At 68.8% G+C, this 24,838-nt stretch carries 14 protein-coding genes and 3 rRNA genes; 11 read left to right on the plus strand and 6 right to left on the minus strand.

The genetic code is table 11. The annotated features are described in order from the left end of the window. Positions 1–85: 85 nt before the first annotated feature. From glpK to ACLGIH_RS29065, 3 genes are all read right to left on the minus strand, one after another. A complete protein-coding gene (gene glpK, locus ACLGIH_RS29055) occupies positions 86–1,606 on the minus strand; it encodes a glycerol kinase GlpK (protein ID WP_416528240.1) in 1,521 nt (506 codons plus the stop codon). A gap of 72 nt (positions 1,607–1,678) precedes the next feature. Continuing rightward, on the minus strand, positions 1,679–2,428 hold the full coding sequence (locus ACLGIH_RS29060; RefSeq protein ID WP_416528241.1) for an MIP/aquaporin family protein: 750 nt from the start codon (positions 2,426–2,428) through the stop codon (positions 1,679–1,681). 829 nt (positions 2,429–3,257) lie between these two features. Next, positions 3,258–4,916 carry an EAL domain-containing protein gene (locus ACLGIH_RS29065; protein ID WP_416528242.1) on the minus strand — a complete coding sequence of 553 codons (1,659 nt, stop codon included), beginning with the start codon at positions 4,914–4,916 and terminating at the stop codon, positions 3,258–3,260. 178 nt (positions 4,917–5,094) lie between these two features. Between ACLGIH_RS29065 and ACLGIH_RS29070 the strand changes: the two genes are divergently transcribed. Further along, on the plus strand, positions 5,095–5,910 hold the full coding sequence (locus ACLGIH_RS29070) for a M15 family metallopeptidase (protein WP_416528243.1): 816 nt from the start codon (positions 5,095–5,097) through the stop codon (positions 5,908–5,910). Positions 5,911–5,980: 70 nt separating this feature from the next. Further along, positions 5,981–6,517, plus strand: coding sequence for an NUDIX domain-containing protein (locus ACLGIH_RS29075; RefSeq protein ID WP_416528244.1), 537 nt, complete (start codon positions 5,981–5,983; stop codon positions 6,515–6,517). Between the two features lie 80 nt (positions 6,518–6,597). On the opposite strand, the gene ACLGIH_RS29080 is transcribed toward ACLGIH_RS29075, so the two are convergent. Next, positions 6,598–8,964 carry a glycoside hydrolase family 31 protein gene (locus ACLGIH_RS29080; RefSeq protein WP_416528245.1) on the minus strand — a complete coding sequence of 789 codons (2,367 nt, stop codon included), beginning with the start codon at positions 8,962–8,964 and terminating at the stop codon, positions 6,598–6,600. 212 nt (positions 8,965–9,176) lie between these two features. Between ACLGIH_RS29080 and ACLGIH_RS29085 the strand changes: the two genes are divergently transcribed. Next, on the plus strand, positions 9,177–11,144 hold the full coding sequence (locus ACLGIH_RS29085; protein WP_416528246.1) for an acetoacetate--CoA ligase: 1,968 nt from the start codon (positions 9,177–9,179) through the stop codon (positions 11,142–11,144). A 106-nt stretch (positions 11,145–11,250) separates the two neighbouring features. After that, complete coding sequence (locus tag ACLGIH_RS29090; RefSeq protein ID WP_416528247.1) at positions 11,251–12,141, plus strand: hypothetical protein; 891 nt, start codon at positions 11,251–11,253, stop codon at positions 12,139–12,141. 73 nt (positions 12,142–12,214) lie between these two features. Here ACLGIH_RS29090 and ptsP read toward each other — a convergent pair whose 3' ends face one another. Further along, positions 12,215–13,885 carry a phosphoenolpyruvate--protein phosphotransferase gene (gene ptsP, locus ACLGIH_RS29095; protein ID WP_416528248.1) on the minus strand — a complete coding sequence of 557 codons (1,671 nt, stop codon included), beginning with the start codon at positions 13,883–13,885 and terminating at the stop codon, positions 12,215–12,217. Positions 13,886–14,000: 115 nt separating this feature from the next. Further along, the gene (locus tag ACLGIH_RS29100) at positions 14,001–14,450 is read right to left on the minus strand and encodes a PTS sugar transporter subunit IIA (protein ID WP_416528249.1); all 450 of its coding nucleotides are present in this window, start codon (positions 14,448–14,450) and stop codon (positions 14,001–14,003) included. A gap of 552 nt (positions 14,451–15,002) precedes the next feature. Between ACLGIH_RS29100 and ACLGIH_RS29105 the strand changes: the two genes are divergently transcribed. From ACLGIH_RS29105 to ACLGIH_RS29135, 7 genes are all read left to right on the plus strand, one after another. Further along, positions 15,003–16,532: ribosomal RNA gene (locus ACLGIH_RS29105) — 16S ribosomal RNA — on the plus strand. Between the two features lie 312 nt (positions 16,533–16,844). Further along, positions 16,845–19,966 (plus strand): 23S ribosomal RNA (locus tag ACLGIH_RS29110). 87 nt (positions 19,967–20,053) lie between these two features. Further along, positions 20,054–20,170 (plus strand): 5S ribosomal RNA (rrf, locus tag ACLGIH_RS29115). Together the 16S, 23S and 5S rRNA genes form the textbook arrangement of a ribosomal RNA operon. Positions 20,171–20,283: 113 nt before the next feature. Further along, positions 20,284–20,892 (plus strand): cardiolipin synthase ClsA, encoded by a 609-nt coding sequence (locus ACLGIH_RS29120; RefSeq protein WP_416528250.1) that lies wholly within the window; start codon positions 20,284–20,286, stop codon positions 20,890–20,892. Between the two features lie 114 nt (positions 20,893–21,006). Further along, positions 21,007–23,502: a sugar phosphate nucleotidyltransferase gene (locus ACLGIH_RS29125; protein WP_416528251.1), complete on the plus strand. Its 2,496-nt coding sequence runs from the start codon at positions 21,007–21,009 to the stop codon at positions 23,500–23,502. A 167-nt stretch (positions 23,503–23,669) separates the two neighbouring features. Continuing rightward, a complete protein-coding gene (locus ACLGIH_RS29130; RefSeq protein ID WP_416528252.1) occupies positions 23,670–24,506 on the plus strand; it encodes a DUF881 domain-containing protein in 837 nt (278 codons plus the stop codon). After that, positions 24,503–24,835, plus strand: coding sequence for a small basic family protein (locus tag ACLGIH_RS29135; RefSeq protein ID WP_360225068.1), 333 nt, complete (start codon positions 24,503–24,505; stop codon positions 24,833–24,835). The genes ACLGIH_RS29130 and ACLGIH_RS29135 overlap by 4 nt, the downstream gene beginning before the upstream one ends. The last annotated feature ends 3 nt before the right edge of the window (positions 24,836–24,838 follow it).

Below are 24,838 nucleotides of genomic sequence, written 5' to 3' on the forward strand. Positions count from 1 at the left end.
CGGCCCGTACCCCCGCCGACCGGGGTACGGGCCGCGATCGTGGACCGGCCCGGAAGGAAGCCGGTACGTCCGCCACGCGCGTGTGCTAGGAGTCCTCGTCCGCCTCCCAGCCGAAGCTCTTCTCCACGGCCTTGCGCCAGTTGGCGTGCTCGCGCTCGCGCTCCGCGGCCTCCATGGCCGGCACCCACTCGACGTCCCGCCGCCAGTGCTCCTTGAGCTCGTCGAGGCCGTTCCACACCCCGGTGGCCAGCCCGGCGGCGTACGCCGCGCCCAGACACGTCGTCTCGGACACCTTCGGGCGGATCACGGGCACTCCGAGCACGTCCGCCTGGTGCTGCATCAGCAGGTTGTTCTTCGTCATGCCGCCGTCGACCTTCAGGGACGTGATCCGCACCCCGGAGTCCTGGTACATGGCGTCCACGACCTCGCGGGTCTGCCAGCTCGTCGCCTCCAGCACCGCGCGCGCGAGGTGCGCCTTCGTGACGTACCGGGTGAGCCCGGTGACGACGCCGCGCGCGTCCGACCGCCAGTAGGGAGCGAACAGCCCGGAGAACGCGGGGACGATGTAGGCGCCGCCGTTGTCCGCCACGCTCGCCGCGAGCGGCTCGATCTCGTCGGCGGTACGGATGACGCCGAGCTGGTCGCGGAACCACTGCACCAGGGCGCCCGTGATGGCGATCGACCCCTCCAGGCAGTAGACGGGCGCCTCGTCGCCGATCCGGTAGCCGATCGTCGTCAGCAGCCCGCTCTTGGACGCGACCGGCCGGTCACCGGTGTTGAGCAGCAGGAAGCTGCCCGTGCCGTAGGTGTTCTTGGCCGTGCCCACGTCGTAGCAGGCCTGCCCGAACACGGCCGCCTGCTGATCGCCCAGCGCCGAGGCCACGGGCACGCCGGCGAGCTGGCCGACGGCCGTGCCGTACACCTCCGCGGAGGACCGGATCTCGGGCAGCACGGCCTCGGGGACGTTCATCGCCGACAGGATCGACGGGTCCCACTGGAGGGTCCGCAGGTCCATCAGCATGGTGCGCCCGGCGTTGGTCACGTCGGTGACGTGCCGTCCGCCGTCGGTGCCGCCGGTGAGATTCCAGATCAGCCAGGAGTCGATGGTGCCGAAGGCGATCTCCCCGCGTTCCGCGCGGGCCCGGAGACCGGGCACGTTGTCCAGCAGCCAGGCCGCCTTGGGCCCCGAGAAGTAGCTGGCCAGCGGCAGCCCGGTCGACTCGCGGAACCGGTCCTGCCCGTCCGGGCCGCCCAGTTGGCGGCAGAGCGCCGCGGTACGCGTGTCCTGCCACACGATGGCGTTGTGCACCGGCTTGCCGGTGGCCCGGTCCCACAGCACCGTCGTCTCGCGCTGGTTGGTGATGCCGAGCGCGCTGAGCCGGTCGGCCCGCAGCCCGGCCTTGGCGAGTGCGCCCGCGACCACGGCCTGCACCTTGGACCAGATCTCGGTGGCGTCGTGCTCCACCCAGCCGGGCTTCGGGAAGATCTGGCGGTGCTCGCGCTGGTCGACGGCGACCATCGCGCCGTCGTGGTCGAAGATGATGCAGCGGCTCGAGGTGGTGCCCTGGTCGATGGCGGCGACGTACTTCGCTGCGTGGTCCGTCATGGCTACCCCTTGGGCTGGGTTCGTAGGGCTGCTGAGGGGACTTCCGCGGGGACTGCCGGGACGACCGCCCGTTCAGAAGGCCGCGTTGTAGATCAGGCCCGCGAGCCCCCCGCCGATCAGTGGGCCGACGACCGGGATCCAGGCGTAACCCCAGTCGGAGGTGCCCTTGTTCGGGATCGGCAGGAATGTGTGCACGATGCGCGGTCCGAGGTCGCGCGCCGGGTTGATGGCATAGCCGGTCGGCCCGCCGAGGGAGAGGCCGATGCCGACGACGAGCAGGGCGACGATGAGCACCAGGGTCCCGGACTCGCCGAGTCCCTTGGTCAGACCGAAGGCGAGGATCGGCAGCACCAGCCCGACGGTCGCGATGATCTCCGTGATCAGGTTCGCGACCGGGTTCCGGATCTCCGGAACGGTGGAGAAGACGCCCAGCGTCGGGATCGGTTCCTCCGCGGTGCCGTCCGTGGTGCCCGTCCTGCGCACGTTGGCCTGGAACTGCGCGAAGTACGTGAGGTAGCACAGTACGGCGCCGAGCACGGCGCCGGCCATCTGGCCCAGCACGTACACCCAGACCTGCCCCCACTTGCCGGTGTCGACGGCGATGCCGAGGGTGACCGCGGGGTTCAGATGCCCGCCGGAGAGCGGCGCGGCGGTGTACGCGCCGGCCATCACCCCGAGGCCCCAGCCGAATGCGATCACCACCCATCCCGCGGCCCGGGCCTTGCTGTACCGGAGGGTGACGGCGGCGCAGACGCCCGCGCCGAACAGGACGAGGATCGCCGTACCGATGACCTCGCCGACGAAGATGTCTCCGTTGCTCATGGCGGCTCCTAGGCCCACGTGCGGGGTGCGTTTCCCATGGCGACTTCGGCCGGGGACAGGGAGGTGCCACGCCCCGCCCGGCGTCCGTGACGAGCGTGCCGTCGCAGCCGAACCGCCCGTGGGGGACAGGGCCTTGACACAGGAGAGCCCGCGCGGCGCGGTGCCGCAATGCGCCGAGATGTACGGCGATGTCGACTGACACCGGAAGTGTTCCCCCGCGCCCAGGGACCGTCAAGGTCGCCGACACCGACGTTTCGCCGGCCCCCCGGCCCCGCCGCACACCCCCGACCACGCCCCCCGCTCTTGCCCCGGGGCGAGAGCCGACGTCAGCCTCGGCCTCGCTCCGGTCACCGTGCCTGCCGCGGGCCCGCCGACGTCAGCCTCGGCCTCAGCCTTGGTCCGCCCACGCCACCCGCTCCCGGTACAGCCCGGTGATGCCCGCCGACGTCGCCCCTGGCCTCGCCCACGCCCGTCACCCGCTCCCACCGCCGCCCCGCGGACACCTGCCGTCGCCGGCCCCAGCCCCGGTCAACCCTGCGGGGCCCGCCGACCTCGGCCTCGGCTTCCGTCCGGCCACGCGGCGCACACGGCCCGGCCCGGCCGGCGCTTGCCGCCGCTGCCCCTGACCTCGCCCAGTCACGCCGTCCACCCGGCCCCAGCCCCGCAGGCGCCTCTGGCCTCAGCTCCCCCTTGGCCTTCCGTAGGCGCCCTCGAGCTGAGCCTCCGCTCGGCCTTCCGTAGGCGCCCTCGAGCTGAGCCTCCCGGTCGGGCCTCCGCAGGCGCCCCCGGCCTCAGCCTCTCCCTCGCCCCGCCACAGCGCCCCTCGGCCTCACCCCCAGCCCCGCTCCACCCCCGCGCACTCCGGGGCCCCCGACGCCGCAGTCCGCGCCGCACCCCGCCGTACCTCGTGCCCCTGCGCCCCCGCCCGTCCCAGCACCCAGCTCGCCCCCCGCAACGCCTTCGCGGCCTTCTTCAGCGGAGCCAGGCAGGCCGCCGCCTGCCGGTGGTCCGTCACACTCCCCGGCGCGCACAGCACCGTCGCCAGGGACAGCGTCACCGGCCGCCCACCCGCCGACCAGTGCGTGTCCAACACAGCGGCCGCCAGCGGATCCAGCCCGTCCGGATCCGCCAGTACGAGGAAGTCGTCACCGCCGATGTGCCCCACCCGCGCGGTCCCGGAGGCGGCCTGCTGCAACGCCCGCCCGACCGCCCGGATCAGCTCGTCGCCCGCCGCGAACCCGGCCCCGTCGTTCACCTGCTTGAAGTGGTCGACGTCCAGCCAGCTCAGCGCGAACCCGCGCCCGTCCGCGATCCGCCGGTCCACCTCCGCGGTGATCGCGTCCGAACCGGGCAGCCGGGTCAGCGGATTGAGTCCCGCCGCCTCCTCCACCCGCGTCTCGGCCAGCGCCCGCACCAGATCCGCCAGCCGCACGACCCCCACACACCGCCCGTAGGCGTCCACGACGGCCACATCGTCCGACGTGCGGTCCCGCCCGCCGACCGCGACCACGTCCAGCACCTCCCACGCCGTCGCGTCGACGCCCACCGTCCGCGGTGGGTCCCCGAGCCTGACGGCGGGCCGGTCGGCGTACAGCGCGTGCCCGTACCGCCCCGACATCGACAGCAGGAACCGGGACCGGTGCACCGACCGCACCGGCACTCCGCCGCGGTCCACGAGCAGCACCCCGGACACCTCCTGCGACCCGGTCAGCAGCGCCCGCACCTGCCCCGCGGAGGCCGTCGCGGGCAGCAGCGCGGCCGGCCGTACGAACTCCCGCACCGACGGCCCCGACCGCGGCACCGGCACGACACCGGGGGAGCGGGGCGGAACGTAGACGTCCGCCGCGGGCAGCCGCGCCGGCGGCGCGAACAACTCGCCCTGGGCCAGCTGCGCCCCGGCCGACCGCGCCGCCGCGCACTGCGACTCCGTCTCCACGCCCTCCACGGCCAGCAGCGCGCCGAGCCCGTCGCACAGCGTCCGCATCGCCCGTACGACCGCGGGCCGCGCCAGCAGCGATGCGTCCAGCTTCACCAGCTCCGGCGCCACGTCCGTCAGCAGCCGCAGCGGTACGTCCCCGTCCCCGACGCCGTCCGCGCAGATCCGGAAGCCCTGCCCGCGCAGCACACCCACCGCCTCCAGCAGCGCCCGCTGCGGCACGTGGGTGTAGGGCGGGCAGATGTCGATCGTCACCTCCCACGGCAGCCGTCCGGCCTCCCGCACGGCGTCGTGCAGCGGTGTGAGCCCGCCCAGGTCGGCCAGCGTGCCCGCGAACACGTTCACATGCAGCGGCAGCAGCGTCTCCTGGTGCGCGGCCGCACGGACCGCCGACACCGCGAGCCTGCCGTCGAGTTCGGGATCGCGACGGGCCTCGGCCAGGATGTCGCCGGCCTCCGGTCGGGCGAGTATCTCCAGCGCCACGACCCCGCCGGTCGTCAGACCGACCACCGGTTGGAAGGCGAAGCGGAGATCATCCGTCCAGGAGAGCACGGGAGCATGATGGCGCCACCGGCGCGGGCGCTGGCCCAGTTCATGAGACGTTCACGCAGGATTCCGGATCGATCACCGTACGTAGGAGGACCGGTCCACCCCCGCCCCCGTCCCCGCCTCGCCCCATCGGTCACGTCCGCTTCCGCCGGCACACCACCTCCTGATAGACGCAGGAGACATGACACGTCTCTCCACCGCGGTACGCGGACTGGTCACCACCCTCGCCGCCCTGATCGCCGTGGCCACCGCCCCCGCCCCCGCCACCGCCCGGGCGAAGACCGAACCCGACGCCCCGAAGGACTTCGTGGCCCTCGGCAGCGTCGCCCCGACGATCATCCAGGAGATGCGCTACGTCACCCGGCACAACTTCGTGGGCGAACGCATCGACGGCTACCGGCAGCCCCTGTGCATCCTGACCCGCCCCGCCGCCGAGGCCCTCCGCAAGGCCCAGCTCCGGCTGCTGCGCCAGGGCTACTCCCTCAAGGTGTACGACTGCTACCGGCCGCAGCGCGCCGTCGACCACTTCGTCCGCTGGGCCGAGGACCTGGACGACCAGCGGATGAAGGCCGAGTTCTACCCGAACGTCGACAAGACCCGCCTGTTCGCCGACGGCTACATCGCCGAAAAGTCCGGCCACAGCCGCGGCTCCACCGTGGACCTGACCGTCGTCCGGCTCCCGGCGAAGCCCACCCGCCCGTACACCCCCGGCCGGCCCCTCGTGCCGTGCACCGCGCCCCAGGACGAGCGCTTCCCCGACAGCTCCCTCGACATGGGCACCGGCTTCGACTGCTTCGACACCCTCTCCCACACCCTCGACCCGCGCATCCAGGGCGAACAGCGCGCCAACCGGCTGCTGCTGAAGAACACCCTGGAAGCCGTCGGCTTCGTCAACCTCCCCGAGGAGTGGTGGCACTTCACCTACCGCCCCGAGCCCTACCCGGACACCTACTTCGACTTCCCGGTGTCCAGGAAATCCCTGGCCGGCAGGGGCTGAACGGCCCACGGCGGCAGCGCGGAGCCCACAGCCGGGCACACCCTTCCCCTGATCGGATACAGTCCGCCGCGTGTCCGAGACCCGAACCTCCGTCCCCGACTCCGCGCCGGGCAGTCACTGTTCGAGCTGCGGCACGCCCTACGGGGAGGGCGTCTCCGGCTGGCCCCGCACCTGCCCGGCGTGCCGCACCGTGTCCTACCGCAACCCGCTGCCGGTCGCGGTGGCCCTCCAGCCCGTGTACGACACCCAGGGCACCGCCCTGGTCGTCGTCACCCGAACCGTCGCCCCCGCGCGCGGGGGCACCGCACTGCCCGGCGGCTACATCGACGACCGCGAGGACTGGCGGCAGGCCGTCGTCCGCGAACTCAAGGAGGAGACGGGCATCGACGCGGCCGGCCGCGACGTACGCCTCGTGGACGCCATGAGCGCGCCCGACGGGCACCTGCTGCTGTTCGGCCTCCTCCCCGAACGCCCGGCCGAGAGCCTCCCGCCCTCCGCCGCCACGGACGAGACCGAGGGATGGCACCTCCTGCGCCGGGCGGAGGAACTCGCGTTCCCCCTGCACACCCTCGCCGTACGCGCCTGGTTCGAGGGCCGGTACAGCTGAATCCGGCCTGCCGAGGGCGGTCGACGCGAGGCCGGCCGCCCGCGGCCGGCACCGCCGTGCCTGGCGCCGCCGTTGCCGGGTCACAGCCCGGCGAGCCCCCGCACCCGCACCGGGTACGGCGGCTCGCCCGCACCGTCCTGGCCCTCCCGCTCGACGACCACCCGCCGGCCCACCCAGCGGGCCACATAACGCTCGATCTCCGGCTCCTCCCAGCCGTCGCCCGCGTCCGGCACCACCAGCCCGCCCCCGGTCCGTCCGCGCGCGGGCGCCCACACCTCCAGCTCCACACCGCCGTCGGCGCCGCATACGGGCAGCACGGCACCCGCGCGCGCGAACACCGGAATCCGCGACAAGGGCGCGTCGACCAGCACCTGCGCCGGCCCCTCGTACGCCGCTCCCGTCGCTGTGTCGTACCACCGCCCCCTCGGCAACTGCACCGCACGCCGGTCCGCCCCCGGCACCAGCACCGGCGCCACCAGCAGACAGTCGCCCAGCAGGAACGCGTCCTCGCAGTCCCGCAGCGCCCGGTCCTCGGGAGCCGACCACCACAGCGGCCGCACGTACGGAGCCCCCGTGCGCCGCGCCAGGTGCGCCAGCGTCACGAAGTACGGCAGCAGCCGGCGACGCTCGACGAGCGCCACGCGCGCGTGCTCCAGCACCTCCGCGCTGAACTCCCACGGCTCCCGGCGCCCCGCCTGCAGACTCGCGTGCGTCCGGAACAGCGGCAGCCAGGCGCCGAGCTGGAACCACCGCAGATAGAGCTCCGGCGACGGACTCCCGTCGAAACCCCCCACGTCCGGCCCCGAGTACGGCACCCCGCACAGTCCGAGCCCCAGCACCAGCGCCAGCGACGCCCGCAGTCCCGGCCAGCCCGTCGCCACGTCCCCGGACCAGGTCCCGCCGTAGCGCTGCATACCGGCCCACCCGGAGCGCGAGAACACGAACGGCCGCTCCCCGGGCACCAGCTCGCGCAGCCCCTCGTACCCCGCCCTGGCCATGCACAGCGCGTACACGTTGTGCGCCTCCCGGTGGTCGCCGCCCCGCCCCTCCAGCGCGTGACGCGCCGACCGCGGCAGCGTCGTCTCCCCGAACGCGGCGAACGACGTCGGCTCGTTCATGTCGTGCCAGAAACCCGCGAACCCCTGCGCCAGCCGCTCCTCGTAGAGCCCGCCCCACCACGCGCGCACGCGCGGGTGCGTGAAATCCGGAAAGACCGCGTCCCCCGGCCACACCACCCCGCGTACCACCCGACCCGCACGGTCCCGCACGAACGCGTCCTCGGCCGCCCCGCTGTCGTACACCGCGTTGCCGGGCACGGCGGGCACCGCCGGATCGACGATCGACACCAGCCGGACCCCGTCCCGCCGCAGCTCCTCGGCGAGCTGCGGCAGCTTGGGAAACCGCTCCTCGTCGACCGTGAACACCTGGTGCCCGTCGTAGTGGTCGATGTCCAGGTGCACGGCGTCCAGCGGCAGCCCGTGCTCCTGGTAGCCCGCCACGATCCGACGGACTTCCTGCTCGCTGCCGAAACCCCACCGGGCGTGATGGTGACCGAGCGCCCACGCGGGCGGCAGCGCCGGCGCCCCGGTCAGCGACGCCCAGGCGAGCAGCACCCGCGCCGGAGTACCCACCACCACCCAGCACCGCAGCGGACCCCCGTCCATCCGCAGCACACTCGCCCCCGGCCGGTCGTGCCCCGACCCGGCGCCCTCCTCGCCCTCCCGCAACGCCACCGTGCCGTCCCACGAACTGTCGTGGAACACCAGATGCGTCCCGGCGTCGGCCACCACCATCTGCACCGGCATCGTCACGTACAGCGGATCGTCACCCGGCGCGAAGGCCGACCCGGGGTCCGTGTTCCACAGCCGGTACGTCCCGTCCCGCAGCCGCGGACCCGAGGCACGGCCCCCCAGACCGAAGAAACGGGCGTCCGCCGCCACCTCCGACCGCTGCATCCACCGCGCCGGGCCACCGCCGACCGGCTCCCACCACCGGGGCGGCAGATCACGACGCAGAGTCACGCCCCCGGGAGTGCGCACCTCGACCGCGCCGTGCCGCGAGACGGCCACCGTCACCCGCTCGGCCACCACCCGCCAGCCGCCCTGCTTGTCCGGCTCCAGCACCGCCCGCGGGTCCGGCTCCGGACAGCGCCCCGCCAACGCGTACGACGGCTCCGGACCGGCCCCGTCCCACCCCCAGAAGACGGCACCGTTGACCGCGACCAGAATCCGCAGCTCCGAGCGCTCGAAGCGGACCACACCCCCGCCCGGCCCGTACTCCACCTCCCGCACCGGCCCCGGCACCCGCGCCCGCTCCGCGCCCCGCGGCGGCAGACCCACGGCATCGGCACGCCGCCGACGCCACGCGGCCCGTACGGTGCGCAACCCCTGGGCCGCCCCCACCGAACCGACCGCCTTCACCGAACGCACCAGGTCACGACCGTCCATGCCGCTCACCCTGCCACCGACCGGTGCCCGCGCGGGTGTCGTTCAACTGCCGTTCACCCATGCCGGGCCCACATCTTCACGACACGGACTATGTGGGGTGCGCCCTGGTGTACAAGTCGATCACATGGCATCGTCCGTGTCAGCCGCGTCACGCGCACACCCCAGCCCGTGCGCGGAGGACGCACACGACGCGCACAGTCCAGGAGCCGCCCATGTCGACCGTGAACCCCCAGCCGCTCTGGCAGCCGGATCCGCACCGCATCGCGCGAGCCAGGATCACCGCCTTCCAGTCCTGGGCCGCCGACCACCACGGCGCACCCGCCGAGGGCGGATACCCGGCCCTGCACCGCTGGTCCGTCGACCAACCGGACACCTTCTGGAAGGCCGTCACCGAGTGGTTCGACGTCCGGTTCTCCACCCCCTACGCGCGCGTGCTGGGCGACCGCGGCATGCCCGGCGCCCAGTGGTTCCCCGGCGCCACCCTGAACTACGCCGAGCACGCCCTGCGCGCGGCGGCCACCCGCGCGGACGAACCGGCCCTGCTGTACGTCGACGAGACCCACGACCCCCGCCCCGTCACCTGGGCCGGACTGCGCCGCCAGGTCGGCTCCCTCGCCGCCGAACTGCGCTCCCTCGGCGTACGCCCCGGGGACCGCGTCAGCGGCTACCTGCCGAACATCCCGCAGGCCGTGGTCGCCCTCCTCGCCACCGCCGCCGTCGGCGCCGTCTGGACGTCCTGCGCCCCCGACTTCGGCGCCCGCAGCGTCCTGGACCGCTTCCAGCAGGTCGAACCCGTCGTCCTGTTCACCGTCGACGGCTACCGCTACGGCGGCAAGGAACACGACCGCCGCGACACCGTCGCCGAACTGCGCCGCGAACTGCCCACCCTGCGCGCCGTGGTCCACATCCCCCTCCTGGGCACCGACGCGCCCGAGGGCGCCCTCGACTGGTCCGCCCTGACGGCCGCGGACACCGACCCCGTCTTCGAGCAGGTGCCCTTCGACCACCCCCTCTGGGTGCTCTACTCCTCCGGCACCACCGGCCTGCCCAAGGCGATCGTCCAGTCCCAGGGCGGCATCCTCGTCGAGCACCTCAAGCAGCTCGGCCTGCACTGCGACCTCGGCCCCGAGGACCGCTTCTTCTGGTACACCTCGACCGGCTGGATGATGTGGAACTTCCTCGTCTCCGGCCTGCTCACCGGCACGACGGTCGTCCTCTACGACGGCAGCCCCGGCCACCCCGACACCGGCGCCCAGTGGCGCGTCGCCGAACGCACCGGCGCCACCCTCTTCGGCACCTCCGCCGCCTACGTCATGGCCTGCCGCAAGGCCGAGGTCCACCCCGGCCGCGACTTCGACCTCTCCCAGGTCCAGTGCGTCGCCACCACGGGCTCCCCGCTCCCGCCCGACGGCTTCCGCTGGCTGCACGACGAGGTACGCGAGGACCTGTGGATCGCCTCCGTCAGCGGCGGCACCGACGTGTGCTCCTGCTTCGCCGGAGCCGTCCCCACCCTCCCCGTGTACATCGGTGAACTCCAGGCCCCCTGCCTCGGCACCGACCTGCAGTCCTGGGACCCGTCCGGCAAGCCCCTCGTCGACGAGGTGGGCGAGCTGGTCGTCACCAACCCCATGCCGTCCATGCCGATCCACTTCTGGAACGACCCCGACGGCAGCCGCTACCACGACAGCTACTTCGACACCTACCCCGGCGTCTGGCGGCACGGCGACTGGATCACCGTCACCTCACGCGGCTCCGTCGTCATCCACGGCCGCTCCGACTCCACCCTGAACCGCCAGGGCGTCCGCATGGGCTCGGCCGACATCTACGAGGCCGTCGAACGGCTCCCCGAGATCAAGGAATCCCTCGTCATCGGCGTCGAGCAGCCCGACGGCGGCTACTGGATGCCCCTGTTCGTCCACCTGGTCCCCGGCGCCGTCCTCGACGACACGCTGCGGACCGTCATCAAGCAGACCATCCGCGAACAGCTCTCCCCCCGCCACGTCCCCGACGAGATCGTCGAGGTGCCCGGCATCCCGCACACCCTCACCGGCAAGCGCATCGAGGTCCCGGTCAAGCGCCTCCTCCAGGGCACCCCCCTGGAAAAGGCCGTCAACCCCGGCTCCATCGACAACCTCGGCCTCCTGCACTTCTACGAGGACCTCGCCCGCAAACGCGCCTGACCCGACCACCCCGCGGCCCGGCCGACGCACCGTCGGCCGGGCCGTTGTCAGTGCCGCCGATTACTGTGAGTGAGCACCGATCGACTGCGCACAGGGGGAAAGACACATGGCGCACACCGACCAGACCATGCGACGCGTCCTGCGCCGCGAAATCGCCGGCACCATCGGCCTGCTCACCGACGAACACGACTTCCGCGCCATGCGGCGCTACCGCAGCTTCACCTTCGACGACCACGCGGCCTACCTGCGCCAGGTGGAAGCCCTCCTCAGGACCCGCGCCGCCCAGGGCACGCACACCACGATCGCCCTCTTCGACCCCGAGGAGTACGCCGAGTTCTGCTCGGCCACCGGCATCGACCCCGACATCCCGTCCAGCCGCACCCGCTTCACCGCCGAACTCGCCGCCACCGGCCCCACCGTCCCCTACGACGGCCGGCCCCTGGCCGACCTCCTCCCCGCCCTCATCGACGAAGCCGTCCGCCAGGCCACCTGGGAGTACGCCACCACGCTCCTGGCCCGCCTCGGCAGCTGCGCCCTGTGCGGCGAGGACATCGGCCGCGCCGCCTTCACCCGCGCGGCCGCCCTCCTCACCCGCGTCCTCGACACCGCCCCGCCCGGCGACCGCCACCTGGTGTGCAGCGTCTCGGCCACCCCTCAAGCCCTCGCCTCCGTCCTCCACGCGGACGACGACCCGGAGGGCACCGCGCGACCGGACGAGGCCGAGCTCCTGGAGTTCACCAGCGTCCTGGCCCTCGGCCTGGCCACCCACAGTCCCGGGGGCCTCGTCATGCGCACCAGCACCCCCGGCACCGCCGACCGCGTCTACGGCTGGCGCCTGCGCGGCTACGGCCTGGAGCCCCTGACCGCCGGCGAGGTCTTCGACGCCTACTGCACCGACATCGAATCCGGTGACCTCATCTCCCCGGAATCCAACGTCGACTACTGCGAGCCACCCGACCTGGGCGACGAGCCCCCGACAGCGGACCACCGGCACTGACCGAACGCCGGAGGGGCGCCCCACCCGCAGGCGGAGCGCCCCTCCACGACCGGACCGGCAGCGGTCCGCCCGACTATTCGCCGGACAGCACCGCCTGAGCCGCGTTCCGCGCCTCCTCGGCACTGTCCGCCGCCCGCGCGGCAGCCGCGGCCCGCTCACACTGCGCGAGCGTGAACTTCGCCAGCGTCGCCCGCACGTAGGGAATCGACGCCGCACCCATGGACAGGGAGGTGACACCGAGACCGGTCAGCACACAGGCCAGCAGCGGGTCGGACGCGGCCTCACCACAGACACCACAGCTCTTGCCCTCGGCCCTCGCCGCCTCCGCGGACAGCGCGACCAGGTCGAGCAGCGCGGGCTGCCAGGGGTCCTGCAGCCGGGACACCGCACCCACCTGCCGGTCCGCGGCGAAGGTGTACTGCGCCAGGTCGTTCGTCCCCAGCGACAGGAACTCCACCTCCTGCAGCACCGAGCGCGCCCGCAGCGCGGCAGACGGGATCTCGACCATCGCACCGAACTTCGCCCGCAGCCCCGCCGCCCGGCACGCGTCCGCGAAGGCCTTCGCATCGGCCCGGTCCGCCACCATCGGGGCCATCACCTCGAGGTAGACGGGCAGTCCCTCCGCCGCCTTCGCCAGCGCCGACAGCTGCGTGCGCAGCACCTCGGGGTGGTCGAGCAGCGTCCGCAGCCCGCGCACGCCCAGCGCCGGGTTCGGCTCGTCGGCGGGGGTGAGGAACTCCAGGGGCTTGTCGGCACCCGCGTCCAGCACGCGCACCACGACCCGGCCCTCGGGGAACGCCTCCAGAACCTCCCGGTAGGCGGCGACCTGCTTCTCCTCGGACGGCGCGTTCTCGTTGTCGTCGAGGAACAGGAACTCGGTACGGAACAGCCCGACGCCCTCCGCCCCGGCCGCGACGGCGGCGGCCACGTCCGCCGGCCCACCGACGTTGGCCAGCAGCGGCACCTTGTGCCCGTCGGAGGTGGCGCCCGGACCCGTCGCGGCGGCCAGCGCGGCCTTCCGCTCGGCAGCCTGCGCCTCCAACTGCGCCTTCTTCTCCTCCGCCGGGTTGACGAAGATCTCGCCGGTGCTGCCGTCCACGGCGATCACCGTGCCCTCGGGCAGCTCACCGGCGCCCGGCAGCGCCACCACGGCCGGCACGCCCAGCGCCCGCGCCAGGATCGCGCTGTGGCTCGTCGGCCCGCCCTCCTCGGTCACGAAACCGAGGACCAGAGCCGGGTCCAGCAGCGCCGTGTCGGCGGGGGCCAGATCACGGGCGATCAGCACGTACGGCTCGTCACTGTCCGGAACACCCGGCATCGGAACGCCCAGCAGCCGGGCGACGATCCGGTTCCGCACGTCGTCGAGGTCGGCGACCCGGCCGGCCAGGTACTCACCGGCACCCGCCAGCAGCGCCCGGTACGCGGCGAACGCGTCGTACACCGCCCGCTCCGCCGTGCTGCCCACGGCGATCCGGCGCTCCACGTCCGACATCAGCTCGGGGTCCTGGGCCATCATGGCCTGCGCCTCGAGCACGGCCTGGGCCTCGCCCCCCGCCAGATTGCCGCGCGCCATCAGATCGGCCGCCACAGCCTCCACGGCCTTGCGGGCGCGCCCCTGCTCACGCTCCGCGTCCTCCGCCGGGATCTGCTTGGCCGGCGGCTCGAGCACCGCCGTTCCCATGTGCCGAACCTCGCCGATCGCCACCCCGTGGCTCACGCCGACGCCTCGCAGCGTTGTCTCCATCTCACCCGTCTCCGATAGTGCGGCGGGTCCCGCCGCCGCGATGGTTGTCCTACCAGCCGTCACAGGACGGCGCCGACGCCGCTGAATACCACTGACGCCACTGTCAGAGATGGCGTCACTGCCAGAGGAAGAGGCTCTCGCCGGCCTTCACGTCGCCGCTCTCACGGAGTTCGGCGAGGGCATCGGCGGTGGCCTCCAGCGCCACGACGGGGCACACCGGCGACTTGCCCGCGGCCTCCACGTCGGCGGGGCTCCAGCGCACGATGGCCTGCCCGCGCACGACGGTGTCGCCCTTGTTCACGAGCAGTTCGAAACCCTCGCCGTTGAGCTGCACGGTGTCGATCCCGAGATGCGTCAGCACACCGTGACCGTTCTCGTCGACCACGACGAAGGCGTGCGGGTGCAGCGAGACGATGACCCCGTCCACGGGGGAGACGGCCTCGGAGGGTTCACGCACGGGGTCGATCGCGGTGCCCGGGCCGACCATGGCCCCGGAGAAGACCGGATCCGGCACGGCGGCCAGTCCGATGGCGCGTCCTGCGAGCGGGGACGTCACGGTGGTCATGGGGAGCCTCCCAGGGATGGAGAGTCGTACGAGCCGCCACTGCCTGTCCCGGACGGCACGTTGGGCAGCAGCGTATGTCATAGGAAGTACCGGTTCCGCACGATGGTACTGGTTAGAGGTCTAGACCACACTCGCCATCGATTTGCGTACGTTGTGAGGGCCCGTGTACAGTCGTAGATCCTGCTTGGGACTGAGCGGCGCCCGCAAGCGCCCCCAGCCCGCAGGCATCCAACTCACCAGATCCTATCTTCGGATCTCTTTCTGCATGCCCGCAGGAGGGTGGTCAGAGGGGTCGGAAAAGCCTGGTAGTGTTGGAAGCACCGAAGGGAAGCGCCCGGAGGAAAGCCGCGAGAGAGTCTCTCGGGTGAGTACAAAGGAAGTGTCCGTTCCTTGAGAACTCAACAGCGTGCCAAAAGTCAACGCCAGATATGTTGATACCCCGTCTACCGGACCATTTTGGTCTGGTGGCGAGGTTCCTTTGAAAAAATACAGCGAGGACGCTGTGAACGGCCGGGGATATTCCTCCTGGCTGTTCCGCTCCCGTGAAAAGCATTCACGGAGAGTTTGATCCTGGCTCAGGACGAACGCTGGCGGCGTGCTTAACACATGCAAGTCGAACGATGAACCTCCTTCGGGAGGGGATTAGTGGCGAACGGGTGAGTAACACGTGGGCAATCTGCCCTGCACTCTGGGACAAGCCTTGGAAACGGGGTCTAATACCGGATACAACCACTGGGGGCATCCTCTGGTGGTGGAAAGCTCCGGCGGTGCAGGATGAGCCCGCGGCCTATCAGCTAGTTGGTGAGGTAATGGCTCACCAAGGCGACGACGGGTAGCCGGCCTGAGAGGGCGACCGGCCACACTGGGACTGAGACACGGCCCAGACTCCTACGGGAGGCAGCAGTGGGGAATATTGCACAATGGGCGAAAGCCTGATGCAGCGACGCCGCGTGAGGGATGACGGCCTTCGGGTTGTAAACCTCTTTCAGCAGGGAAGAAGCGAAAGTGACGGTACCTGCAGAAGAAGCGCCGGCTAACTACGTGCCAGCAGCCGCGGTAATACGTAGGGCGCAAGCGTTGTCCGGAATTATTGGGCGTAAAGAGCTCGTAGGCGGCTTGTCACGTCGGTTGTGAAAGCCCGGGGCTTAACCCCGGGTCTGCAGTCGATACGGGCAGGCTAGAGTTCGGTAGGGGAGATCGGAATTCCTGGTGTAGCGGTGAAATGCGCAGATATCAGGAGGAACACCGGTGGCGAAGGCGGATCTCTGGGCCGATACTGACGCTGAGGAGCGAAAGCGTGGGGAGCGAACAGGATTAGATACCCTGGTAGTCCACGCCGTAAACGGTGGGCACTAGGTGTGGGCAACATTCCACGTTGTCCGTGCCGCAGCTAACGCATTAAGTGCCCCGCCTGGGGAGTACGGCCGCAAGGCTAAAACTCAAAGGAATTGACGGGGGCCCGCACAAGCGGCGGAGCATGTGGCTTAATTCGACGCAACGCGAAGAACCTTACCAAGGCTTGACATACACCGGAAACATCCAGAGATGGGTGCCCCCTTGTGGTCGGTGTACAGGTGGTGCATGGCTGTCGTCAGCTCGTGTCGTGAGATGTTGGGTTAAGTCCCGCAACGAGCGCAACCCTTGTCCCGTGTTGCCAGCAGGCCCTTGTGGTGCTGGGGACTCACGGGAGACCGCCGGGGTCAACTCGGAGGAAGGTGGGGACGACGTCAAGTCATCATGCCCCTTATGTCTTGGGCTGCACACGTGCTACAATGGCCGGTACAATGAGCTGCGATACCGCGAGGTGGAGCGAATCTCAAAAAGCCGGTCTCAGTTCGGATTGGGGTCTGCAACTCGACCCCATGAAGTCGGAGTCGCTAGTAATCGCAGATCAGCATTGCTGCGGTGAATACGTTCCCGGGCCTTGTACACACCGCCCGTCACGTCACGAAAGTCGGTAACACCCGAAGCCGGTGGCCCAACCCCCTTGTGGGGAGGGAGCTGTCGAAGGTGGGACTGGCGATTGGGACGAAGTCGTAACAAGGTAGCCGTACCGGAAGGTGCGGCTGGATCACCTCCTTTCTAAGGAGCACTTCTCACCGAGTCCTTCGGGACGCGGTCAGAGGCCAGTACATCAGCGAGTGTCTGATGCTGGTTGCTCATGGGTGGAACGTTGACTACTCGGCACACTCGGTCTGTTCGGGCCGCTAGTACTGCTCTTCGGAGCGTGGAACGCGGACCACGGGAGGCGCGGGGGTGTCGGGCACGCTGTTGGGTATCTGAGGGTACGGCCCGTGTGGCTGCCTTCAGTGCCCCAGTGCACTCGGGAGTTTTTCCGGGGTGATGGGTGGTTGGTCGTTGTTTGAGAACTGCACAGTGGACGCGAGCATCTGTGGCCAAGTTTTTAAGGGCGCACGGTGGATGCCTTGGCACCAGGAACCGATGAAGGACGTGGGAGGCCACGATAGGCCCCGGGGAGTCGTCAACCAGGCTTTAATCCGGGGTGTCCGAATGGGGAAACCCGGCAGTCGTCATGGGCTGTCACCCGCTGCTGAACACATAGGCAGTGTGGAGGGAACGCGGGGAAGTGAAACATCTCAGTACCCGCAGGAAGAGAAAACAACCGTGATTCCGGGAGTAGTGGCGAGCGAAACTGGATGAGGCTAAACCGTATACGTGTGAGACCCGGCAGGGGTTGCGTGTACGGGGTTGTGGGATCTCTCTTCCACGGTCTGCTTGGCCGTGGGACGAGTCAGAAACCGTTGATGTAGGCGAAGGACATGCGAAAGGTCCGGCGTAGAGGGTAAGACCCCCGTAGTCGAAACGTCAGCGGCTCGTTTGAGAGACACCCAAGTAGCACGGGGCCCGAGAAATCCCGTGTGAATCTGGCGGGACCACCCGCTAAGCCTAAATATTCCCTGGTGACCGATAGCGGATAGTACCGTGAGGGAATGGTGAAAAGTACCCCGGGAGGGGAGTGAAATAGTACCTGAAACCGTGTGCCTACAAGCCGTGGGAGCGTCGCTGATGGGCTTGCTCATCAGTCGTGACTGCGTGCCTTTTGAAGAATGAGCCTGCGAGTTTGCGGTGTGTTGCGAGGTTAACCCGGGTGGGGTAGCCGTAGCGAAAGCGAGTCCGAATAGGGCGTTTTTAGTAGCACGCTCAAGACCCGAAGCGGAGTGATCTAGCCATGGGCAGGTTGAAGCGGAGGTAAGACTTCGTGGAGGACCGAACCCACCAGGGTTGAAAACCTGGGGGATGACCTGTGGTTAGGGGTGAAAGGCCAATCAAACTCCGTGATAGCTGGTTCTCCCCGAAATGCATTTAGGTGCAGCGTCGTGTGTTTCTTGCCGGAGGTAGAGCACTGGATAGGCGATGGGCCCTACCGGGTTACTGACCTTAGCCAAACTCCGAATGCCGGTAAGTGAGAGCGCGGCAGTGAGACTGTGGGGGATAAGCTCCATGGTCGAGAGGGAAACAGCCCAGAGCATCGACTAAGGCCCCTAAGCGTACGCTAAGTGGGAAAGGATGTGGAGTCGCAGAGACAACCAGGAGGTTGGCTTAGAAGCAGCCACCCTTGAAAGAGTGCGTAATAGCTCACTGGTCAAGTGATTCCGCGCCGACAATGTAGCGGGGCTCAAGCGTACCGCCGAAGTCGTGTCATTCACATATTAGCCCCAACGGGTGTGTGGATGGGTAGGGGAGCGTCGTCTGCCGGGTGAAGCAGCCGCGTAAGCGAGTTGTGGACGGTTGACGAGTGAGAATGCAGGCATGAGTAGCGATACAAACGTGGGAAACGTTTGCGCCGATTGACTAAGGGTTCCTGGGTCAAGCTGATCTGCCCAGGGTAAGTCGGGACCTAAGGCGAGGCCGACAGGCGTAGTCGATGGATAACCGGTTGATATTCCGGTACCCGCTGTGAAGCGTCAAACATCGAATCCAGTGATGCTAAGCCCGTGAAGCCGTCGGCTGAGTCTTCGGACGAGGTCGGAGTGGTGGAGCCGGTGACCCGAGCTGGTAGTAGGTGAGTGATGGGGTGACGCAGGAAGGTAGTCCATCCCGGGCGGTGGTTGTCCCGGGGTAAGGGTGTAGGACGTCAGGTAGGTAAATCCGCCTGGCAATAGTCTGAGACCTGATGCCGAGCCGATTGTGGTGAAGTGGATGATCCTATGCTGTCGAGAAAAGCCTCTAGCGAGTTTCATGGCGGCCCGTACCCTAAACCGACTCAGGTGGTCAGGTAGAGAATACCGAGGCGTTCGGGTGAACTATGGTTAAGGAACTCGGCAAAATGCCCCCGTAACTTCGGGAGAAGGGGGCCATTTCTGGTGATGAGTCTTGCACTCTGAGCTGGGGGTGGCCGCAGAGACCAGCGAGAAGCGACTGTTTACTAAAAACACAGGTCCGTGCGAAGCCGTAAGGCGATGTATACGGACTGACGCCTGCCCGGTGCTGGAACGTTAAGGGGACCGGTTAGTCACTCTTCGGGGTGGCGAAGCTGAGAACTTAAGCGCCAGTAAACGGCGGTGGTAACTATAACCATCCTAAGGTAGCGAAATTCCTTGTCGGGTAAGTTCCGACCTGCACGAATGGCGTAACGACTTCTCGACTGTCTCAACCATAGGCCCGGTGAAATTGCACTACGAGTAAAGATGCTCGTTTCGCGCAGCAGGACGGAAAGACCCCGGGACCTTTACTACAGTTTGATATTGGTGTTCGGTTCGGCTTGTGTAGGATAGCTGGGAGACTGTGAAGCTCGCACGCCAGTGTGGGTGGAGTCGTCGTTGAAATACCAGTCTGGTCGTGCTGGATGTCTAACCTGGGTCCGTGATCCGGATCAGGGACAGTGTCTGATGGGTAGTTTAACTGGGGCGGTTGCCTCCTAAAGGGTAACGGAGGCGCCCAAAGGTTCCCTCAGCCTGGTTGGTAATCAGGTGTTGAGTGTAAGTGCACAAGGGAGCTTGACTGTGAGACCGACGGGTCGAGCAGGGACGAAAGTCGGGACTAGTGATCCGGCGGTGGCTTGTGGAAGCGCCGTCGCTCAACGGATAAAAGGTACCCCGGGGATAACAGGCTGATCTTCCCCAAGAGTCCATATCGACGGGATGGTTTGGCACCTCGATGTCGGCTCGTCGCATCCTGGGGCTGGAGTCGGTCCCAAGGGTTGGGCTGTTCGCCCATTAAAGCGGTACGCGAGCTGGGTTTAGAACGTCGTGAGACAGTTCGGTCCCTATCCGCTGTGCGCGTAGGAGTCTTGAGAAGGGCTGTCCCTAGTACGAGAGGACCGGGACGGACGAACCTCTGGTGTGCCAGTTGTCCTGCCAAGGGCATGGCTGGTTGGCTACGTTCGGGAGGGATAACCGCTGAAAGCATCTAAGCGGGAAGCCTGCTTCGAGATGAGGACTCCCACCCACTTGATGGGGTAAGGCTCCCAGTAGACGACTGGGTTGATAGGCCAGATATGGAAGCCGGGTAACCGGTGGAGTTGACTGGTACTAATAGGCCGAGGGCTTGTCCTCAGTTGCTCGCGTCCACTGTGTTGGTTCTGAAACCACGAACGACCCGCCCATGTTTGGGTGGCTGGTTGGTTGTTTGTTTCATAGTGTTTCGGTGGTCATAGCGTAGGGGAAACGCCCGGTTACATTCCGAACCCGGAAGCTAAGCCTTACAGCGCCGATGGTACTGCAGGGGGGACCCTGTGGGAGAGTAGGACGCCGCCGAACAATTTTTGATGAGAAGCTCTGGCTCTCGGGCGCCCAGCCCGAGAGCCAGAGCTTTTTTGCGTTGAGGTAGGGTCAGGGGGCATCGTTGGTTCGTTTCCCCAGGAGGCTCCCGGGTGGAGGTCCAAGAGACCCGCGTCCAGACTGACCGGGTCCTCACCATCCCGAACATCCTCAGCATGGCGCGTCTCATCGGCGTGCCCCTCTTCCTGTGGCTCATTCTCAGGCCCGAGTTCGGGGGTCCGAAGAGCGACGGCTGGGCGCTGTTGGTGCTGGCCCTGAGTGGTATCAGCGACTACCTGGACGGCAAGCTCGCGAGGCGATGGAACCAGATCAGCAGCCTGGGCCGGCTCCTGGACCCCGCGGCCGACCGGCTCTACATCCTGTCGACGCTGGTCGGGCTGACCTGGCGCGAGATCCTGCCGCTGTGGCTGACCCTCGTACTGCTTGCGCGGGAGCTGGTCCTGCTGGTGATGGTGGGTATTCTCCGGCGGCACGGGTACCCGCCGCCGCAGGTGAACTTCCTGGGGAAGGCCGCGACCTTCAACCTGATGTACGCCTTCCCGCTCCTCCTGCTCAGTGACGGAACTGGATGGATCTCGTCACTCGCTGCTATTTTCGGATGGGCGTTCGCCGGATGGGGTACAACCCTGTACTGGTGGGCAGGTGTTCTCTACGTGGTGCAGGTCCGCCGTTTGGTTCGTGCGGACGCCATGGCTGATTGAACCCGCTGTTCAGGTGGCCCTCTGGGCCCGATGGCCCGCGCTGGAAAAGTGCGGGACAATCAGGGCGGGTGAAGTCGGCTAGACCGTCGTCTCTTGGAGGAGGACGCTTCCGACATGAAGGCCGTCGTGATGGCCGGAGGCGAAGGTACGCGCCTTCGCCCCATGACCTCGAGTATGCCCAAACCGCTCCTGCCGGTGGCCAACCGGCCGATCATGGAGCACGTTCTGCGGCTGCTCAAAAGGCATGGGCTCAATGAGACAGTCGTCACCGTCCAGTTCCTGGCCTCGCTGGTCAGGAACTACTTCGGTGACGGTGAGGAGCTCGGAATGGAGCTCACCTATGCCAACGAGGAGAAGCCACTCGGTACCGCCGGAAGCGTCAAGAACGCCGAAGAGGCGTTGAAGGACGATGCCTTCCTCGTCATTTCCGGTGACGCCCTGACCGACTTCGACCTCACTGAACTCATCAATTTCCACAAGGAGAAAGGCGCGCTCGTCACGGTGTGCCTGACGCGGGTGCCCAACCCGCTGGAATTCGGCATCACCATCGTCGACGACGACGGAAAGGTCGAGCGCTTCCTCGAGAAGCCGACCTGGGGCCAGGTCTTCTCCGACACCGTGAACACCGGCATCTACGTCATGGAGCCCGAGGTCTTCGACTACGTCGACCCCGACGTGCCCGTCGACTGGTCCGGTGACGTCTTCCCGCAGTTGATGAAGGAAGGCAAGCCGATCTACGGCTACGTGGCCGAGGGCTACTGGGAAGACGTCGGCACGCACGAGAGCTACGTCAAGGCCCAGGCCGACGTGCTCGAGGGCAAGGTCGACGTCGACATCGACGGCTTCGAGATCTCCCCGGGCGTGTGGGTGGCCGAGGGTGCCGAGGTGCACCCCGACGCCGTGCTCCGCGGCCCGCTCTACATCGGCGACTACGCCAAGGTGGAAGCCGGCGCCGAGATCCGCGAGCACACCGTCGTGGGCTCGAACGTCGTCGTGAAGAGCGGCGCCTTCATGCACAAGGCCGTCGTGCACGACAACGTGTACGTCGGGCCGCACAGCAATCTGCGGGGCTGCGTCGTCGGGAAGAACACCGACATCATGCGCGCGGCCCGGATCGAGGACGGCGCCGTCATCGGTGACGAGTGCCTGATCGGTGAAGAATCGATCGTCCAGGGCAATGTCCGCGTCTACCCGTTCAAGACCATCGAGGCCGGTGCCTTCGTCAACAACTCGGTGATCTGGGAGTCGCGCGGGCAGGCGCACCTCTTCGGCGCCCGTGGGGTGTCCGGCATCCTCAACGTCGAGATCACGCCTGAGCTGGCCGTACGGTTGGCCGGCGCCTATGCGACGACGCTGAAGAAGGGCTCCACGGTCACCACGGCCCGCGACCACTCCCGAGGCGCCCGTGCGCTGAAGCGGGCGGTCATCTCCGCGCTGCAGGCGAGCGCCATCGACGTACGCGACCTGGAAAACGTCCCGCTGCCCGTGGCGCGGCAGCAGACCGCGCGCGGCAGTGCCGGCGGCATCATGATCCGGACCACGCCCGGCGTTCCGGACTCCGTGGACATCATGTTCTTCGACGGGCAGGGTGCCGACCTGTCGCAGGGCAGCCAGCGCAAGCTGGACCGGGTGTTCGCGCGGCAGGAGTACCGGCGCGCGTTCCCCGGCGAGATCGGCGACCTGCACTTCCCGGCCAGCGTCTATGACTCCTACACCGGATCGCTGCTGCGGAACATCGACACGACGGGCATCGCCGAGTCCGGGCTCAAGGTCGTCGTCGACGCCTCGAACGGCAGCGCCGGGCTCGTGCTGCCCAGCCTGCTCGGCAAGCTCGGTGTCGACTCGCTCACCGTCAACCCCGGCCTCGACGAGGCCAGGCCGACGGAGACGGCCGACATGCGACGGTCGGGACTGGTGCGTCTCGGCGAGATCGTGGCGTCCTCCAGGGCCGCGTTCGGCGTGCGCTTCGACCCGGTCGGCGAGCGGCTTTCGCTCGTCGACGAGAAGGGGCGCATCATCGAGGACGACCGGGCGCTGCTGGTCATGCTGGACCTGATCGCCGCAGAGCGGCGCAGTGGCCGGGTCGCGCTGCCGGTGACCACCACCAGGATCGCTGAGCAGGTGGCCGCCTATCACGGCACCCAGGTCGAGTGGACCACGACCTCTCCCGACGACCTGACCCGGGTCGGCGGCGAGGAAGGTGCGATCTTCGGCGGCGACGGCAAGGGCGGCTTCATCGTCCCCGAGTTCAGCAGCGTCTACGACGGTACGGCGGCCTTCGTGCGGTTGATCGGGCTGGTGGCGCGGACGCAGCTCACCCTCAGCCAGATCGACGCGCGCATTCCGCGGGCACACGTCCTCAAGCGCGATCTCGCCACTCCCTGGGCCGTCAAGGGCCTGGTGATGCGGCGGGTCGTCGAGGCGGCCGGAGACCGCTCCGTGGACACCACCGACGGTGTGCGGGTGGTGGAGTCCGACGGGCGCTGGGTGATGGTGCTGCCCGACCCGGCCGAGGCGGTCACCCACCTGTGGGCCGAGGGCCCCGACGACGCCTCCGCGCAGGCCCTGCTCGACGAGTGGTCCGCCGTGGTGGACAGCGCGGGCCGCTGAACCACGCAGCACGCGCGCGTGCCGGACAAGTGCCCCCGAGGGGGCCTGTCCGGCACGCCGGTGGGGCCGTTCGGAGGTAGCGGCGGCGGCGTGCGACGATGTGCGGCATGCCGCAGCAACCCCCCGTTCGGAGCACATCCACGCGGCCTGCCCGCCCTGACGCATCCATGTCGTTGATCACCAACGTCATGGATCACAGCCTCGACGACGGTTACGCCGAAGCCGCCGCACGGAAGCGGGCCGAGGGCGCGAGTGGCCTGCCCAAGACGCTGCGGGCCAAGCTCGGCCTGGCCGTCGGGCTGGTGCTCGCGGCCCTCGTCGTGACGGTCGGCGCGGCACAGGCGCGGGTCGCGGCCCCGACCGTGGCCAAGGAGCGCCAGGAGCTCATCGACCGTATCGACGAACAGAGCGAGACCGCGGACGAACTCGAGGAAAGCATCGACGAGCTCCGCGCGGAGGTGAACGCCCGGCAGCGCGAGGCGCTGGAGCGCAGCGGCGGCGGTGGCCACTCCGACCTGGTGGGCATCCTCGCGGGGGCCGTCGCCGTGCACGGGCCCGGGGTGAAGCTCGTGGTCGACGACGCCAAGGACGTCGGCGCGGGCGGTGACGGCAATCCGCGGGGCGCCTCCGGATTCTCCGACACCGGTCGGGTGCGTGACCGGGACATGCAGCGGGTGGTGAACGGGCTGTGGGCCTCGGGCGCCGAGGCGATCTCCATCAACGGGCAGCGGCTGACCGCCCTGTCCGCGATCAGGGCCGCCGGTGACGCCATACTGGTCGACAACAGGCCGCTGGTGCCGCCGTACACGGTGCTGGCGGTGGGGGACGGTGAGCGGCTCGCCACCAGGTTCCAGGACAGCGCGGACGGGCTGTATCTGGATGTCCTGCGGGAGAACTACGGAATCCGCACCAGCATTTCCGCCGAGGACGATCTCGAGCTGGCCGCCGCACCGCGTGTGATCGTCCGTACCGCGCAGCCGAAAACCGAGAAGGGCACATCGTGATCGCCGTACTGGGCCTCGTCGTGGGAGTCGTGGCCGGGCTGTTGGTCCGGCCGGAGGTTCCGGCGGCCGTCGAGCCCTACCTCCCCATCGCCGTCGTCGCGGCGCTCGACGCCGTGTTCGGCGGTCTGCGGGCCATGCTCGACGGCATCTTCGACGACAAGGTCTTCGTGGTGTCGTTCCTGTCGAACGTGGTCGTGGCCGCGCTGATCGTGTTCCTCGGCGACGAGTTGGGCGTGGGGGCCCAGCTGTCCACCGGTGTCGTGGTCGTCCTCGGCATCCGGATCTTCTCCAACGCCGCGGCGATCCGCCGGCACGTGTTCCGGGCGTGAGGC

Source organism: Streptomyces hamibioticus (assembly GCF_047946815.1).
GTDB lineage: Bacteria > Actinomycetota > Actinomycetes > Streptomycetales > Streptomycetaceae > Streptomyces.